The sequence below is a fragment of the Pantoea sp. BRR-3P genome (genome assembly GCF_039621635.1).
GTDB lineage: Bacteria > Pseudomonadota > Gammaproteobacteria > Enterobacterales > Enterobacteriaceae > Pantoea > Pantoea floridensis.
The window spans coordinates 2,207,121-2,223,302 of the sequence record NZ_CP155066.1; the positions used below are offsets into that span (position 1 = coordinate 2,207,121).

At 53.9% G+C, this 16,182-nt stretch carries 17 protein-coding genes; 7 read left to right on the forward strand and 10 right to left on the reverse strand.

The features are described 5' to 3' along the window. Positions 1–341: 341 nt before the first annotated feature. Positions 342–1,031, reverse strand: a complete 690-nt coding sequence (locus tag AAGR08_RS10165) for a CTP synthase (protein WP_345826801.1) — start codon at positions 1,029–1,031, stop codon at positions 342–344. Positions 1,032–1,684: 653 nt separating this feature from the next. Here AAGR08_RS10165 and dtpA point away from each other — a divergent pair. From dtpA to gstA, 3 genes are all read left to right on the forward strand, one after another. Then, entirely contained in the window at positions 1,685–3,190 is a 1,506-nt protein-coding gene (gene dtpA, locus AAGR08_RS10170; RefSeq protein ID WP_345826802.1) for a dipeptide/tripeptide permease DtpA, read from the forward strand. A gap of 151 nt (positions 3,191–3,341) precedes the next feature. Continuing rightward, on the forward strand, positions 3,342–4,223 hold the full coding sequence (locus AAGR08_RS10175) for a LysR family transcriptional regulator (RefSeq protein ID WP_345826803.1): 882 nt from the start codon (positions 3,342–3,344) through the stop codon (positions 4,221–4,223). Positions 4,224–4,323: 100 nt separating this feature from the next. Continuing rightward, the gene (gene gstA / locus AAGR08_RS10180) at positions 4,324–4,929 is read left to right on the forward strand and encodes a glutathione transferase GstA (protein ID WP_097094076.1); all 606 of its coding nucleotides are present in this window, start codon (positions 4,324–4,326) and stop codon (positions 4,927–4,929) included. Positions 4,930–5,103: 174 nt separating this feature from the next. Here gstA and pdxY read toward each other — a convergent pair whose 3' ends face one another. From pdxY to anmK, 5 genes are all read right to left on the reverse strand, one after another. After that, entirely contained in the window at positions 5,104–5,967 is an 864-nt protein-coding gene (pdxY, locus tag AAGR08_RS10185) for a pyridoxal kinase PdxY (protein ID WP_345829891.1), read from the reverse strand. A 52-nt stretch (positions 5,968–6,019) separates the two neighbouring features. Next, complete coding sequence (tyrS, locus tag AAGR08_RS10190) at positions 6,020–7,294, reverse strand: tyrosine--tRNA ligase (RefSeq protein WP_345826804.1); 1,275 nt, start codon at positions 7,292–7,294, stop codon at positions 6,020–6,022. 139 nt (positions 7,295–7,433) lie between these two features. Then, positions 7,434–8,090: a pyridoxamine 5'-phosphate oxidase gene (gene pdxH / locus AAGR08_RS10195; RefSeq protein WP_097094079.1), complete on the reverse strand. Its 657-nt coding sequence runs from the start codon at positions 8,088–8,090 to the stop codon at positions 7,434–7,436. A 22-nt stretch (positions 8,091–8,112) separates the two neighbouring features. Continuing rightward, a complete protein-coding gene (locus tag AAGR08_RS10200) occupies positions 8,113–8,442 on the reverse strand; it encodes an MliC family protein (RefSeq protein WP_097094080.1) in 330 nt (109 codons plus the stop codon). 9 nt (positions 8,443–8,451) lie between these two features. Next, the gene (gene anmK / locus AAGR08_RS10205; protein ID WP_345826805.1) at positions 8,452–9,573 is read right to left on the reverse strand and encodes an anhydro-N-acetylmuramic acid kinase; all 1,122 of its coding nucleotides are present in this window, start codon (positions 9,571–9,573) and stop codon (positions 8,452–8,454) included. A gap of 273 nt (positions 9,574–9,846) precedes the next feature. Between anmK and slyB the strand changes: the two genes are divergently transcribed. Further along, positions 9,847–10,314, forward strand: a complete 468-nt coding sequence (gene slyB, locus AAGR08_RS10210; RefSeq protein WP_097094082.1) for an outer membrane lipoprotein SlyB — start codon at positions 9,847–9,849, stop codon at positions 10,312–10,314. Between the two features lie 40 nt (positions 10,315–10,354). On the opposite strand, the gene slyA is transcribed toward slyB, so the two are convergent. Beyond that, positions 10,355–10,792, reverse strand: coding sequence for a transcriptional regulator SlyA (slyA, locus tag AAGR08_RS10215; RefSeq protein ID WP_007892783.1), 438 nt, complete (start codon positions 10,790–10,792; stop codon positions 10,355–10,357). Between the two features lie 151 nt (positions 10,793–10,943). Here slyA and AAGR08_RS10220 point away from each other — a divergent pair, with 151 nt between their 5' ends. The 3 genes from AAGR08_RS10220 to AAGR08_RS10230 are packed head-to-tail and all read left to right on the forward strand — an operon-like array spanning position 10,944 to position 14,052. Beyond that, positions 10,944–11,180 (forward strand): DUF1656 domain-containing protein, encoded by a 237-nt coding sequence (locus AAGR08_RS10220; RefSeq protein ID WP_097094083.1) that lies wholly within the window; start codon positions 10,944–10,946, stop codon positions 11,178–11,180. A 6-nt stretch (positions 11,181–11,186) separates the two neighbouring features. Then, a complete protein-coding gene (locus AAGR08_RS10225) occupies positions 11,187–12,044 on the forward strand; it encodes an HlyD family secretion protein (protein ID WP_345826806.1) in 858 nt (285 codons plus the stop codon). Positions 12,045–12,051: 7 nt separating this feature from the next. Continuing rightward, positions 12,052–14,052 (forward strand): FUSC family protein, encoded by a 2,001-nt coding sequence (locus AAGR08_RS10230; RefSeq protein ID WP_345826807.1) that lies wholly within the window; start codon positions 12,052–12,054, stop codon positions 14,050–14,052. Here the strand turns inward: AAGR08_RS10230 and AAGR08_RS10235 are convergent, their stop codons facing one another. The 3 genes from AAGR08_RS10235 to AAGR08_RS10245 form a co-directional block, all read right to left on the reverse strand. After that, on the reverse strand, positions 14,053–14,520 hold the full coding sequence (locus AAGR08_RS10235; RefSeq protein ID WP_345826808.1) for a hypothetical protein: 468 nt from the start codon (positions 14,518–14,520) through the stop codon (positions 14,053–14,055). 130 nt (positions 14,521–14,650) lie between these two features. Next, a complete protein-coding gene (sodC, locus tag AAGR08_RS10240; protein ID WP_345826809.1) occupies positions 14,651–15,169 on the reverse strand; it encodes a superoxide dismutase [Cu-Zn] SodC in 519 nt (172 codons plus the stop codon). A gap of 81 nt (positions 15,170–15,250) precedes the next feature. Beyond that, positions 15,251–16,147, reverse strand: a complete 897-nt coding sequence (locus AAGR08_RS10245; protein ID WP_345826810.1) for an aldo/keto reductase family oxidoreductase — start codon at positions 16,145–16,147, stop codon at positions 15,251–15,253. Positions 16,148–16,182: the final 35 nt, after the last annotated feature.

The following is a 16,182-nucleotide window of genomic DNA, read 5'->3' on the forward strand; positions in this document are numbered from 1 at the left end:
GCGCTTTGGCCGCTGTTACGTGTCAGTGATTGCGGTGAGGTAGAGATTTTCCCGCTGGCACAATGGCGCGAGGCGATCCACTGCTATCATCAATCGGGCCGGGATCGTAAGCCGTTGTTACAGCTATTGTAATAACGGTCGCCATGAATGGCGTAATGCCGCTCACTTAAGCAAAAAAATGCCTGTTTATGCAGGTGCGCATGAATGCGCACCCTACGAAAAACCGGCGATATTCACGTAGGGTCACCATTCATGGTGACCGATTCACGCTTAACTGACGAGCATTACGCCATGAATGGCGACCTTACGGCTGCTTTACGCGATTGTCGTCAGGTGTAGGTTTAGCCTGCGGCGGCCTGCAGCCAGGCGACCACCAGCGGCGATAACCGATTTTGTAGCGCCGCCCGCTCAGACTGGAATAACGTGGCGACGAAGAACGGGTGATCGGTTAACTCAATGCCGCGCACGTCGCCTTCAAGATCCCAGGAAGTCACCCGTAGATTTTGTGTCGCCAGTGCATCACTGAATTCCGCATTAACGCCAAAGTTGCAGTGATAGCCTTCATCACTCTGCAGGGCGCCATAAGCACGCGCAATGCGTGAGTCTGGCTGGAAGCTAACGGTACCGCGCTGTTCCACCAGCGAACAGGCCAGCGGCGCAATCACCCAGCGGCCAGCAGGATCGGTTTCGGCATGCGAGGCATCTGCCCAGCCCAGCACATTACGCGCGTACTCCACGATGGCATACTGGAAGCCCCCGCAAGATCCCAGAAAAGGCTTTCCGCTTTCACGCCCCCAACGCAGCGCGGCAAACACGCCTTCATCATTAAGATAAGGACTTCCCGGTACCAGCCAAATCGCATGGTAGTCGGCGAGGTTATGCTGCTCGAGTTCAGGCGTGGCAATCCAGTTTGCGTTGACGTTCAGGGAAAGGGCTTGTGCGGCAAGTTGTATAGCGGGAGGAATAGCCTGATGTGCTACGGCATTTGCACGGTAATCGCCAATCAGGGCGACACGAATCGACTGCGTCATGATTACGTCCTTTCAGGGAAAAAAGGAGGTTACAGCAAAGTTGCCACGCTGTCTAAATAGCAAAACCGGTTTCATTTTCTGCCTTTCGTTTCCACGCATTGCGTTTAAAGCAGCATCTTTATGCGGCATAAACCGCCTTAAGGTGAGGAAATATTCGACAATCGCCAGCGGCGCAAACGTTTACTTCTTTTGCCGATTTAATTAATTCGTGGTTTTGTGCGCAGGATCAATTAATTAGCGTTCTGGAATCTTTTGACTGCTTAATATGCTCATCAATCAATCTATTGTGCTTACATTGTGAGCATAGACAATAAAATAATTGGTATAAATTACGTACTTTAGCGTTATATTCCAAAAAACAGCGCAGAAGCAGTTTATATCAGGAAAAAGCGCTTACAGATCTCCATTTAGCATCTTTCTCCTGATATAATACCGCACAGCAAGATTTAACACTGATTTACAACTTTGTATAACGGCATTAACCCTACCTATTGCAAGTATTTCAGCGTGCAGAAAATGCTTGCCCTGATGGACTGATTCAGCCAAATTAGTCGCCGTTTTTCCTTTCTAATAACAATGTTGCGCGGGATTACCCAGCCCGACGCAGACTTAATTCCTGTCGCAAAACAGGCTATGTATAAACTGAGGTACATGTGTCAACTGCAAACAAACACACTGAAGGGGCGCCAAGCCTCAACGCTTTTAAGCAACCCAAAGCGTTTTATCTGATCTTCTCCATCGAGCTATGGGAACGTTTTGGCTACTACGGCCTACAGGCCATTATGGCGGTTTACCTGGTGAAGCAGCTGGGGATGTCCGAAGCGGACTCCATTACGCTGTTTACCTCGTTTAGCGCGCTGGTTTACGGTTTAGTCGCCATTGGCGGCTGGCTCGGTGATAAAGTGCTGGGCACCAAACGTGTGATCGTGCTGGGCGTTATTGTACTGGCGCTGGGCTACGCACTGATCGCTTTCTCCGGCCATGACACCTCAATGGTCTATATCGGCATGGCGACCATCGCCGTCGGTAGCGGCTTGTTCAAAGCGAACCCCTCCTCCCTGCTTTCGACCTGCTATGAGAAAGATGATGCGCGCCTCGACGGTGCTTTCACCATGTTCTACATGTCGATCAACATTGGTTCGCTGTTCTCCATGATGCTGACACCGTGGCTGGCGGCAAAATATGGCTGGGGCGCGGCGTTCTCGCTCTCCGTGGTGGGTCTGGTCATCACTCTGCTGAACTTCCTGTTCTGCCAGCGTCTGGTGAAGAATTACGGCTCCAAGCCTGATTTTGCTCCCTTGCAGATGGGTAAATTACTGATGACGCTGGTCGGCGTAGTGGCGTTGGTTGCGCTGGCGGCCTGGCTGCTGCATCACCAGAGCATCGCACGCATGACGCTGGGCGTGATTGCCGCGGGTATCGTAGTGATCTTCGCTAAAGAAGCCTTTGCTCTCAAGGGCGCTGCACGTCGTAAGATGATTGTCGCCTTCCTGCTGATGGTTGAAGCGATTGTGTTCTTCGTGCTCTATATGCAGATGCCAACCTCACTCAACTTCTTTGCTATCCGCAACGTTGAACACGCGATTCTTGGTATCACTTTTGAGCCAGAGCAGTTCCAGGCGCTGAACCCGTTCTGGATTATGCTGGCGAGTCCGATTCTGGCCGCGGTGTATAACAAGCTGGGTGACAAAATGCCGATGCCGCACAAATTTGCCATCGGTATGGTGCTGTGTTCAGGTGCTTTCCTGGTGCTGCCGTTTGGTGCCAAATTTGCCAATGACGCCGGGATCGTCTCTGTTAACTGGTTGATTATTAGCTACGCCCTGCAGAGTATTGGCGAGCTGATGATTTCCGGCCTGGGCCTGGCGATGGTGGCGCAGCTGGTCCCTCAGCGTCTGATGGGCTTTATCATGGGTTCATGGTTCCTGACTACCGCCGGTGCCGCGATGATTGCCGGTAAAGTCGCTAATCTGATGGCAGTGCCCGAAAACGTAACCGACCCGCACGCTTCGCTGGCCGTTTACAGCCAGGTATTCCAGCAGATTGGTATCGCCACCGGCGCAATCGCTCTTCTGATGTTGATCACTGCGCCGCTGCTTAATCGCATGACACAGGATGATGAACAAACTGAACTGAAACGCGCTAACGCGAATCAGTAAAATCAGAGCCGGGCATGTCCCGGCTTTTTTTCACCCACTCTCTCATCTTCCCATTGTTCGCATCCCCTTTAACGTTTTCTGCCGTCAACGCTTCGCTTTTCACTCACTTAACTTCATCATGACAGCTCACGGTTACCAGACGGGAACAATCATGGATAGGTTTGATGAGCTAGAGGTATTTGTTGCTGTCATTCAGCAAGGCAGCCTGGCGGGTGCCGCGCGTCTATTACAGCGATCGCCACCGGTTATTACCCGTACGCTGAATACGCTCGAAGCGCGTCTTGCAACGACCTTGATTGAGCGCACCACGCGCCAGTTGGCACCAACGGAAGCCGGCTGGCAGCTGTTTGAACAGGCACAACGTTTGCTAAGTGACTATCAGCGTGCCGTGGACAGCGCTCATCATAGTGGCCTGCACGGCCTGCTGCGGGTAACGGCGCCGGTGCAGTTCGGTCGCCGGCACGTTATGCCCTTAGTCAACGCCTTCTTGCAGCGGCATGCGGAAATGCAGATTGAAGTGGTGCTGAGCGACAGTTATCAGGATCTGATCGAAAACGCTCTGGATATCGCCCTGCGAATCGGCGAGCTGCAAGACTCCTCGATGGTGGCGCGTCAGGTTGGCAGCGTACGTTCAACGCTGGTTGCTAGTCCTGAGTATCTAACACGAGCTGGAACGCCAACGCATCCCACTGAGCTCGCGCAACATGCCATCGTGACGAGCCTGCGTCATACGCGTGAATGGCGTTTCGCCCAGGATTTGCGGGTGCGTATTGCGCCGCGTCTACGTGTAAATGATGTGGAGAGCCAACTGGAGGCCCTGCGTAGCGGCCAGGGTATCGGTCGTTTATTGTCGTATCAGGTTATTGACGATATCCATGATGGTAAGCTTTTGCATTTACTGCCTGAGTGGGAACCCGCACCGTTGCCGGTACAGTTGGTGACACAACGTGTTAAAAATATGACGCCCAAAGTCCGGCATTTTTGGGATTTTGCGCTCGAAAAGCTGCCGTTACTGCCCTGCTTTGCTGAATAAAAGCTGAAGGATAACCGCAAATCCTGAACGCGATCATTGGTAAAAATAGCGGGCAGACTTATGCTACCTCGATCGCAACATCACTTCAGGAGAAGCCTCGATGAAACTCTATTGCAAGCCCGGAGCCTGTTCACTTTCACCGCATATCGTCGCGCTTGAATGCGATTTGGACTTTACGCAGGTCAATGTCGATCTACAGAAGAAAGTTACCGAGCAGGGAGACGATTACTGGCAAATAAACCCGAAAGGACAAGTGCCGGCACTGCAGTTAGATGATGGCAGCATACTGACGGAAGGTGTGGCTATTGTGCAGTATCTGGCGGACCTCAAACCGGATCGCAATCTGTTGGCGCCGACGGGCAGCCTGACGCGCTACCACACCCTGGAGTGGCTTAGCTTTGTGAGTAGCGAATTGCACAAGAGTTTCAGCCCGCTGTTTCGCTCGGATACGCCAGAAGAGTACAAAAACATTGTGCGTGCACAGCTGGAGAAAAAGTATCAGGCGGTGAATCAGGCGCTGCAGGATAAGCAGTGGCTGTTAGGGCTGCGCTTCACCGTCGCGGATGTCTATCTGTTCGTGGTGACCCGCTGGGCTAAAGCTATCAAGTTGAATCTGAGTGGACTGGATGCGCTGGAAACCTGGTTTAGCCGCGTCGCGGAGCGCCCTGCGGTGCAAGCGGCGATGAAAGCAGAAGGTTTGGTGTAAACATTGATGCCAGGGTGCGCATGAACGCGCACCCTACGAAAACCCGGCTATATCCACCCAGGGTCGACGTGCATGGTGACCGATTCACGCCTAACTGAGCGGCATTAAATCACCGCACATTCTGTAGCGGCGCGATTTATCGCGCAATGAACTGCGCCGCGACAATGTGTGCGCTTAAAGCTTTTCGGCTGAGAAATGCTGGGTCGGCTTAGCAATTGCGTCCTGCGCCGCCACTAGCTGCAATTCATACTCGCCCATTTCGTGGGTTTTCAGCATCACCTCATATACCGCAGCGGTGATGTGCTCAAGTGCATCCTGCAGCGACTTACCGTGCAGCAGATCGACCAGCAGCAGACCGCTGGTAAGGTCGCCCACGCCCACCGGCTGACGCACGCCAAAGTCCACCAGCGGACGGCTGATGTGCCAGCACTCTTCGGCGGTGACCAGCAGCATTTCAAAACGGTCACTACGGCGTCCGGCACGCGCCAGATGCTTAACCAATACCACTTTCGGGCCCACCGCGATTAATTCACGCGCGGCAACCACCGCCTGCTCAATATTGGAGACTTCATGTCCACTGAGCATTTCCAGCTCGAGCAGATTTGGCGCGATAATATCGCTCGCAGGCAAGGCCATTTTGCAATGGAATTCCGCCACGCCCGGTGCCACGATACAGCCTTTTTCCGGATGCCCCATCACCGGATCGCAGAAGAACCATGCCTTCGGATTCGCCTCTTTGACCAGACGCACGATCTCCAGAATCTGTTCGCCCTGCTCGGCCGAGCCTAAATAGCCACTCAGCACCGCATCACAGGTTTTTAAACGATCGACAGCAGCGATACCTTTGACGATATCCGTCAAATGCGTAGCAGGCATCACGGTGCCGGTCCAGTGACCGTACTGCGTGTGATTAGAAAATTGCACGGTATTCAGCGGCCAAACGTTTGCGCCCATGCGGCGCATCGGGAATTCGGCGGCGCTGTTGCCGGCGTGTCCGTAAACAACGTGAGATTGAATTGCGAGGATATTTTTCATTATTGCCCTGTACTGCCTTGCCATGAAAAAAGGGCCGGTTGCCGGCCCTCAACGCTTACTGCCAGTTAATCAGGCAGTAATGTTTTTTACCGCGACGCAACAGCGTGAAGCGTCCAAACAGTTTATCGCTATCGCTGAAGCGGTACTCAGCATCTGACTGCTTTTCACCGTTAAGTGATACCGCGTTAGAACCGATCATGGTGCGTGCCTGACCGCGTGATGGTACCAACTCTGCTGCCACCAGCGCCTGCTGCAGGTCGTCTTCCGCATTCAGCGTAATGGTTGGCATACCGTCCTGCGCCAGCTGCTCGAAGTCAGCTTCGGTCATTGCGCTCAGGCTGCCTGAGAACAGGCTTTCGGTAATACGCTGCGCCGCCGTCAAACCGCTTTCGCCATGCACCAGACGCGTCACCTGCTCGGCCAATACATATTGCGCACGCGGTGCTTTACCGCTGTTTTTATCTTCTTCTTCCAGCGCATTGATCTCTTCAATACTCATGAAGGTGAAGAATTTCAGGAAGCGATAAACGTCGGCATCCGCCGTGTTGATCCAGAATTGATAGAACTTGTACGGACTGGTTTTCTTCGCGTCCAGCCACACCGCGCCACCTTCGGTTTTGCCGAACTTAGTGCCGTCAGATTTGGTGATCAGCGGTACGGTTAACCCCCAAGCCTGCTGCTGATGCAGACGGCGCGTCAGATCGATACCTGATGTAATGTTGCCCCACTGATCGGAACCGCCAATCTGCAGCACCACATCGTGACGCTTGTTCAGTTCGGCAAAATCATAACCCTGCAGTAGGTTGTAGGAGAACTCGGTGTACGAAATACCCTGATCTTCGCGATTCAGACGCTGTTTCACCGCTTCACGGTTGATCATCTGATTTACGGAAAAGTGCTTGCCAATGTCGCGCAGGAAGGTCAGCACATTCATGCCGCCAAACCAGTCATAGTTGTTAGCCGCGATGGCGCTGTTATCACCGCAATCAAAACTCAGGAATGGCGCAACCTGATTGCGGATTTTATCTACCCACTCACCCACGGTTTCCGCGGTGTTGAGTTTACGTTCTGCTGCTTTAAAGCTGGGATCGCCAATCAAGCCGGTGGCACCACCCACCAGCGCGACCGGCTTGTGTCCGGCATCCTGAAAACGCTTCAGGCAGAGCAGCGGCACCAGATGGCCCAAATGCAAGCTATCAGCGGTCGGATCGAAGCCGCAATAGAGTGCAATTGGCCCTTGCGCCAGTCGCTCTGCTAACGCTTCTTCATCCGTTACCTGGGCGACTAAGCCCCTTTCTTGCAATTGTTGTATCAGGTTACTGCTGGTCATCACTGACTCCAAATTGATCAGACTGCACCTTGGCTGGTACACAGCTTTCCGCCGACGCGCGGAGACGAAAAAAAAGAGGGCTATAGCATAAAGCGCTGACGCCAACTGCGCCAGCGTTGAAAGGCGTTAAAACGTAGTTTTACGGGGCTAAGCGGTCAATCGTCCAGCCATTTTCTGTGCGCTGGTAGAGGAAGCGATCGTGCAGGCGATGTTCGCCGCCCTGCCAGAACTCCATGGTATGAAATTTAACGCGGTAACCCCCCCAGAAACTTGGCAACGGCACTTCGCCCTGCTGGAATTTCTGTTTGAGTTCGAGAAACTTACCTTCCAGCACGCCACGTGCCGAGATGCGGCTCGATTGCTTCGACACCCAGGCGCCAATCTGACTGTCGCGCGGGCGGCTACTGAAGTACTTCAGCACGTCGAGCGGCGACAGTTTTTCCACTTCACCCAGCACCATCACCTGACGTTCCAGGAAGTGCCACGGGAAGTGCAGCGAGATGCGCGGGTTCTCAGCCAGCTGTAGCGCTTTGCGGCTGCCAAGGTTGGTGTAAAACACCATCCCTTTATCGTCGTAGTGCTTGAGTAACACAATACGCTGATACGGCTGACCGCTGCTGTCAACGGTAGCCACCGTCATCGCCGTTGGATCGGGCAGCTGTGCAGCACAGGCCTGCTGCAACCACTGCTCAAACAGCGCCAGAGGCGTTTCTGGCAAATCTTTACGTCGCAGCCCACCGCGGGTGTATTCACGACGCAGATGGGCAATATTTTGCAAGCTGTCACTGTCGCTCATGCTGTTTCTCATTCTCTGACGTTTACTTAACGGACGTATCCGCGTTCTGCAATGCACAATCATTAATCACGATTTTGTTGTTACGTTCAACAAAAGCGCTATCGCCTTTTGACCAGAAGACGTAGGTACCATCACTGTAGCGCGCGCCGGATGCGGCTTCGGTTTGTGTCAGCGTCAGCGGTTTGCCATCAAGAATAAAGCTTACCTGCTGCTTTGCGTTATCTTGCGTGACCGTCAGCGGCAGCGTGCCGCACTGGTAATGCAACTGCTGCGGCGTTTGCTCTGGTTTATGCAGCATGCCGCAACCGCTTAATATCGCAATGCTCGTCAGCACTATCACCCTTTTTTTCATGTTCACCTCTTAACGTATTGGTCGGGCATTGGCCGGATAAATCGCGCCCAATACACTCATTTGTTGTGCGCCGGTTACTGCCGGCAAGTTTCCCGGTAAACCATTCAGCGTGCGAAACGCCAGCCAGGCAAATGCCAATGCTTCCATATCATCACCGCGAATGCCCGCTTCGTCGGTGCTACCCACTTCAGTGCCTGGCAGGTGTGCTGAGAGACGCGCCATCAGCAGAGGGTTCCGACCGCCGCCGCCGCATACCATCAAACGGTCGCAGCCGTGATTAAGTTGCACCTGTTGCGCAATGGTCAGAGCCGTGAGTTCACTGAGTGTGGCCTGTACGTCCTGAGGAGCCAGCGCCGGAAAACGCTGCAATTGCTGTTCGATCCAACCGAGATTGAAGTATTCACGCCCGGTACTTTTCGGCGGCGGTAGTGCAAACCAGGGATCGCTCAGCATCAACTCCAGTAGTGCAGGAACCACCTGACCGCTACGCGCCCAGGCCGCATCTTTATCATAAGGCAGGCCTTTATTGCGCCAAATCCATGCATCAAGCAGCATATTGCCAGGACCGGTGTCAAAGCCGCGTACCGGTTGCCCGGGGATCAGCAGGGAGAGATTCGCGATGCCACCAATATTCAGCACCATGCGGCGCTCTACGCTATCCATTAGCAGCGCCTGATGAAAGGCCGGTACCAGCGGCGCGCCCTGCCCACCCAGCGCCATGTCACGACGGCGAAAATCACCAATCACCGTAACCCCGGTGGCGGCGACAATCTGATTGTTATCCCCAATTTGCAGGGTATTCGGCGCATCGCTTTGCGGCTCATGCCATACCGTTTGCCCGTGACAACCAATCGCCATGATGTCGCTGGCCTCGAGCGATTGTTGCTTCATCAGCGTCAACACTGCGTCGGCGAACAGCTTGCCTAAACGCGTATCGAGTTGCCCAAGTTGCGATAGCGTGAGCGGTTGTCCCTGGCAAATCGCCAACACCTGCTGCCGTATGTCCTGCGGTATGGGATGGCAGTAGCTGGCCTGCTGCGCCACCATCTGGCCATCAATCGCTGCCAGCACCACGTCTACACCATCAAGGCTGGTTCCAGACATCACGCCGATATAGCGTCCTGATTTCATCGCGGTTCACTCCCTTAACATCATCTGGGTTAAGCCTGGCAAATTACACAGGCTAATTCTATGATAAAATTCCGCTTTTCAGCGTCACTGCGCCATCTATTCCAGCGAAGAAATATTTTCGTCATGTAATTGAATTTTTGTTGAGGGGAGATGGTCTATGCTTCGCCCAGCCGCGTTTTGTTCGGACTTAGCGTCAATTACTAGCTTTCTGTCTTATACTCTTTGCAGTACAGGATGAGAACATGGTGTTATTTTGCATTAAGGAGCGTTCTGATGATTAAGCGTTATGTAGCCGTGGCATTAGCCGGCTTAACTCTGGCAGGTTGTGCCAACAACGACACCCTCTCCGGGGACGTTTACAGTGCCAACGAAGCCAAACAAGTACAAAGTGTTTCTTACGGTACGCTGGTATCGGTTCGTCCGGTAAAAATCCAGGGTGGCGATGAGAACAATGTGATTGGCGCGATTGGTGGTGCGGTACTGGGTGGATTCCTCGGTAACACCATTGGTGGCGGTGCGGGACGCAGTCTGGCGACTGCGGGCGGTGCAGTACTCGGTGGCGTAGCCGGTCAGGGCGTTCAGGGTGCAGTCAACAAATCTGACGGTGTTGAGCTGGAGATCCGCAAGGATGATGGCAACACCATCATGGTGGTTCAGAAGCAGGCCGCCAGCCGTTACTCGGTGGGTCAGCGCGTTGTGATGGCCTCCAACGGCAGCCAGGTTACCGTTTCTCCGCGTTAAGCAGGCAGATAAAAAAAACCGACGCTGGGCGTCGGTTTTTTTATTTCTCGCGGTTGTGAAATTCGAGAATGTTTTTTTCCAGTCGCGCAATCAGCGTCACCATCTGATTGATCTCCTCCAGGCTGATACCGGAGAGAATGTCATCGCGCGTCGCATCAATCACATTTTCGACCTGTTCAATGATAGGCTCAGCCTGCTTGGTCAGTTTGATACGCTTAGCACGGCGATCGTTGGCACAGGTAGCGCGCGTAATTAACCCCTTTTCTTCCAGCTGATCCAGCGTGCGCACCAGCGAAGGTTGCTCAATGCCAATCGCCTTTGCCAGCTGAATTTGCGACTGTTCTGGTGGAAGTTGATGAATGTTGTGTAACGTTACCCAGTGTGTTTGAGTCAACTCGAGCGGTTTCAAACGCTGATCGATTAACGCGCGCCAAATGCGCACTAAGCGAGATAGATCGGTTCCCAAGGGCGTATCCATTGCATCTCCTTATAATTAGCTTGCTAGCTATTAAGCCAGATTTTACACTATTCTGCGAGTTTACTGGGCAAATTACAAATCCCACCCCGGACGAAACGCTTGCTGTCTAGACTCTATTGAGATGATTCCCGGTCAAAAAGGATGATGACACGTGTCCCTAACCGCTTTTTCCACCAGCGCACCGCTAACCGATCTGGTTTTCGGCGCCTCGCTATTTTTTCCACCGCTGTTTAAAGCGGTACTGCTCGGTTTCTTTTTCTGGCTGCTGATCCACCCGCTATTGCGTGGCTGGATGTACTCCGGCGATGTCTGGCATCCCACGTTAATGGATCTTTCCCTCTTTGTACTTTGCGTTGCGAGCGCATTGTGGTTACTGAGCCTCGGATAAATCACTATGAAATTCAACCCTTTTAAATACTTTTCAACCGTAGTGATCTTTGCACTGGCTTTACTCGCGGGATGGTGGATGTGGAATTACTACATGCAATCGCCGTGGACGCGCGACGGCAAAGTGCGCGCCGAACTGGTTGATATCACGCCCGAAGTTTCAGGACGCATTGTGGCGCTTGAGGTGCGAGATAATCAGTTTGTGCACAAAGGCGACACGCTGCTCAAGCTCGATCCCGTGCCATGGCAGATTGCCGAGGCGAACGCCGAAGCGCAACTGGCTAAAGCGCAGGCCGATCTCGCCAAGGCGCAGCATGAAGCTAATCGCCGTGCGAGCCTGCCGCGCAATGTGATTTCAGCGGAGGATATGGACACATCGCGCTTAACTGCCAATGCGGCGGCAGCCACAGCGAAAGCTGCGCAGGCCAGTCTCAATCAGGCGCGCTGGAACCTCGATCAAACGACCATCACCGCGCCCACCGATGGCTGGATCAGCAACCTGACGCTGCGCACCGGCAACTATGCCAGCGCCGGCACGCCGCTGTTCGCATTAGTCGATAGCCACTCTTATTACGTGATGGGTTATTTCGAAGAGACTAAATTGCGTCACATCCAACCCGGCGCGGCGGCAAACATTGTGTTGTACAGCAACGGTGCACGCTTAAAAGGCCAGGTGGAAAGTATTGGCCGTGCGATTTATGACCAGAGCGTCGCCAGCGATGGTGGCCTGGTGCCCGATATTAAGCCCAACGTGCCCTGGGTGCGTCTGGCGCAGCGCGTGCCGGTACGTATTCGTTTGGACGCGCTGCCGGATGGCATGGCGCTGGTCGCAGGCACCACCTGCACCATTTCTATTGCCCACTGAGGCCGCGATGAATTTTCAGTGGCTGGCCTGGCAAAATTTACCCTGGATAAAAGCAACCGGTGGCGAGTGGCGCTACGCGTTGCGCAACGCTATTGCGATGTGCCTGGCATTGACCATCGCCTATGCGCTGCAACTTGACGAGCCTTATTGGGCGATGACCTCGGCGGCGGTAGTGAGTTTCCCCACCGTTGGCGGTGCGATCAGTAAAAGTTTGGGACGTATTGTCGGCAGCCTGCTTGGTGCCTCAGCGGCGTTGTTGATTGCCGGGCATACACTAAACGAACCCTGGCTATTTGCCTTTTTCATGGCCGGCTGGCTGGCATTTTGCACCTGGATTGCCAATCACTACCAAAATAACGTCGCTTATGCGTTCTCGCTGGCGGGCTACACCGCCGCTATTATTGCCTTTAGCAGCGTAAATATCACCGACGTGACCCAGCTGTGGGATATCGCCCAGGCGCGTGTCTGTGAAGTCATCTCAGGCATTCTGTGCGCCGGACTCATGATGATGATTCTGCCCAGCACGTCTGATGGCAGCGCACTGATGAGTTCGCTGCGCCAGATGCATGCGCGCCTGCTGGATCATGCGGTGCTGCTATTGCAGCAGGGCAGCACCGATAACGTCCGTACCGCGCATGAGAATGTCATCAGTCAGATTTTGACGATGAACCTGCTGCGTATCCAGGCATTCTGGAGTCATTACCGCTTCCGCCGGCAGAACAACGTGCTGAACTATGTGCTTCATCAGCAACTGCGACTTACCAGCGTCCTTTCCAGTCTGCGCCGGATGCTGCTGAACTGGCCCGATGCGCCACCGGAACTCTACAATGCGATGTCTCAGCTGTTGCAAGAGCTCGCCGCACCGCAGTGTGATAAGTACCGGCTGGCGCTGATCCTGCGCGGCATTACGCCGCCCGCGACCGGCGATTTTCGCCAGCGCGCCTTTGTACAGCGCCTGCGCTATTTTTGCTGGGTATACCTCAATGTAAATCGCTGGATTCGTTTAATTGAACGCGCCGACGCTGATACCCGCTTCCAGCCGCCATATGCCCCTTCGCTGGCGCGCGAGAGTGACAGCGCAGAAGCCGGCTGGAGCGCATTACGCACTTTTAGCGTGATCATGCTCGGCTGCGCCTTTTGGATCATCACCCAGTGGGATGCAGGCGCTGCCGCGCTAACGCTGACGGCGATTGCCTGCGTGCTCTACTCCTCCGCGCCTTCGCCGAGTGGTAGCGTATCGCTTCTGCTGAAAACCTTGCTATGGCTATCCGTGTTTAGCTTTGTGCTGCAGTTTGGCCTGATGGTACAGATTAGCGCGCTGTGGCAATTTTTACTGGTGCTCTTCCCGCTGCTCATCACTTTGCAGTTATTCAAATTGCAGCAGAAGAAGCGCGCAGGCATGTGGGGGCAATTTATTGTTTTTATGGGATCGTTTATTGCCGTTACCAATCCGCCGGATTGGGATTTTCAAAGCTTCCTGAATGATAATCTGGCCAAAGTGTGCGGGGTATTATTAGCGTGGTTAGCCTTTCAGGTATTGCGTCCCAGTTCCGATGCACGCCGCAGCCGTCGCCATATTCGCGCCTTGCGTCATGCCTTCCTCGATCAGTTACGTCGCCATCCACGGCTGAGTGAAAGCCATTTTGAATCGCAGATTTATCACCACATTAGTCAGCTAAGCAGTAGCCGCGATGAGCAGGCACGAGTCTGGCTGTTGCGCTGGGGCGTGGTGCTGCTGAACTGTTCGCACATTGTCTGGCAACTCCGCGAATGGCAGCCCGCATCCGCGACCTTAACTCAGATGCGCGATAGCGGCCTGCAGGATTTACAGCGCATTATGAGCCTGCGTGGCGTACATCACACTGCGTTACAAGCCACGCTGGATGAGTTGGAAACGATGATTAATCAGCTTCAACGGCAGCCGGAGAGCGAAGCCAACACTCTGGCCGGTATTTTGTGGCGGCTGCGCTGTTCACTTGCACAGTTAGCGCAGGCAGTACCGGATTGATCACTGGCAATACTGGCTGGTTTGACGGTTGAAATCGTCCTGCAACTGTTGCAGCGATTTCTGACCTTCAAACCGGGTTTTATCCTGTTCGGACATGGGCTCGATCACCAGCGCCCTCTCTTCAGAAGAGTAGATAAAACGTCGATTCAGCGTGCTCCCCGTGAAACTTTTACCCTCAATGGCACCACAAACTACCGTCATTGCATGACGATACGTTTCACTGCGGACAAAATTGGTTTCGGTGGCGCTACGAAATACATTTTCACAGCCCTGGGCTTTTAGACGCTCAACGGTGTGCTGAGTCAACCATTCGCGACCGCGGGCAATATTTTCACAGCTGCTGCGTAGCGGATTAGTATCGATGGTGCGCTGCAATTGCCGGCTGGCATCCAGACGCAGCTGCGTGTCATTCGGCTGATCGCATCCTACCAACAATAAACATAACAGCATCATCCCACGCGTTTTCATTCCTGCCCCTGCACGTTTTATTCCTGAATCAATATCATAGGACGGAAAAAACGCAGAGAGTAGCAACAAAATGGGTCAACTTTTTTCAGGCGCGATTAATGAGGGCGACAAGGCGCTGCCGCCCCAGCCGTTAAATGACGCCGCAGGCGAAACGTGCCCCGCCGCCGCCGAGCGGTTGCGGATGGTCGGCATGATTATCACCGCCAACGTGCACCATTAACGCTTTACCTTTGATTTCACTGAGAGATTTAATGCGTGGTGCAACCACGGGATAATCCGCTTTGCCATCTTCCGTGACGAACAGCGCGGGCAGATCGCCCAGATGCCCATCGGCATATGGCCCAAGATGTTTGCCGCTGTTTTGCGGATCGAGGTGTCCTCCCGCCGCGCCGGCCGCTACCGTTTTGCCATCGGACTCACCCGGTTCGCAGCTACCTTTGGCGTGCACATGGAAGCCATGAATGCCCGGCTTCAGGCCGGTTAAGGCGGGCGTAAATTGCAGACCATAGGGTGTTTCGCTAATGGTGACTTTACCTATGGCCGCGCCAATGCCTTGCGCCGTGGTTTGATGCAGCGTGACTTCTTCAGAGGCAGCTTGCGCGCCAGCGGCGCAGGCCAGAGCAAGCATAACAATCAGGGTTTTCTTCATAACGTCTCCTTACGGTTGAGATACTCACTAAGCCTGGACCGCTTTCATCCAGGCTGCCGTAATTTGACGCAGTTTTACGCTTCAGGGCACATCGTAGCCGATTGCGGCTTTACGAATACGGAACCACTGTTGGCGATCAAGCGTTAACTGGCTTGCTGCCACCGCTTCGGTAACGCGTTCGGTTTTACCTGAGCCGATAATCGGCAGTGGACGACTTGGCAGTTTCATCACCCACGCATACACCACCTGCTCGATATTGCGCGCGCCAATTTCCTGCTTCACCTGTTCAAGCTCATCACGCAACGGTTGATAATGCGGATCGTTAAACAGTCGGCCGCCGCCCAGGCACGACCATGCCATGGGGCGAATACGTCCCTGCTGGCACTGATCGAGCGAACCGTCCAGCAGCGCGGTTTGCTCCAGCGGTGAAATTTCCAGTTGGTTGGTGACCAAACTGAAAGGTAAGCGCGATTGCAGCAGTGTGAATTGGGAAGGCGTGAAATTAGAAACGCCAAAATGGCGCACCTTGCCGCTCTGATGCAGTGCAACAAAGGCTTGGGCAATTTCATCCGCGTCCATCAACGGATCGGGACGGTGAATGAGCAGGAGATCGAGGTAATCAGTATTGAAATGACGCAGTGAGTTTTCGGCACTGTGCAGAATATGGCTGGCTTCGGTAATGTAGTGACCGATACGGTGTTCTGGTTTTGCACGCGTTGCAATACCGCACTTGGTGACGATCTGCAGTTTTTCGCGTAATCCCGGCGCCAGCCGCAGCGCAGCGCCAAAGGCGGCTTCACACTGATAATCGCCATAAATGTCGGCGTGGTCGACGGTGGTGACGCCGAGAGAAAGATGGTGCTCAATGAATTGCACGACCTGCTGTGGCGTCATGCCCCACTCCATCAAGCGCCAGTAGCCCGCGATCAGCGGTGAAAAAGACGGTCCCTGCGGTGCAATTAGTTGCGGTTGTAACATGGTTAAACTCCCTCAATCACAAATCCAGATGGCGA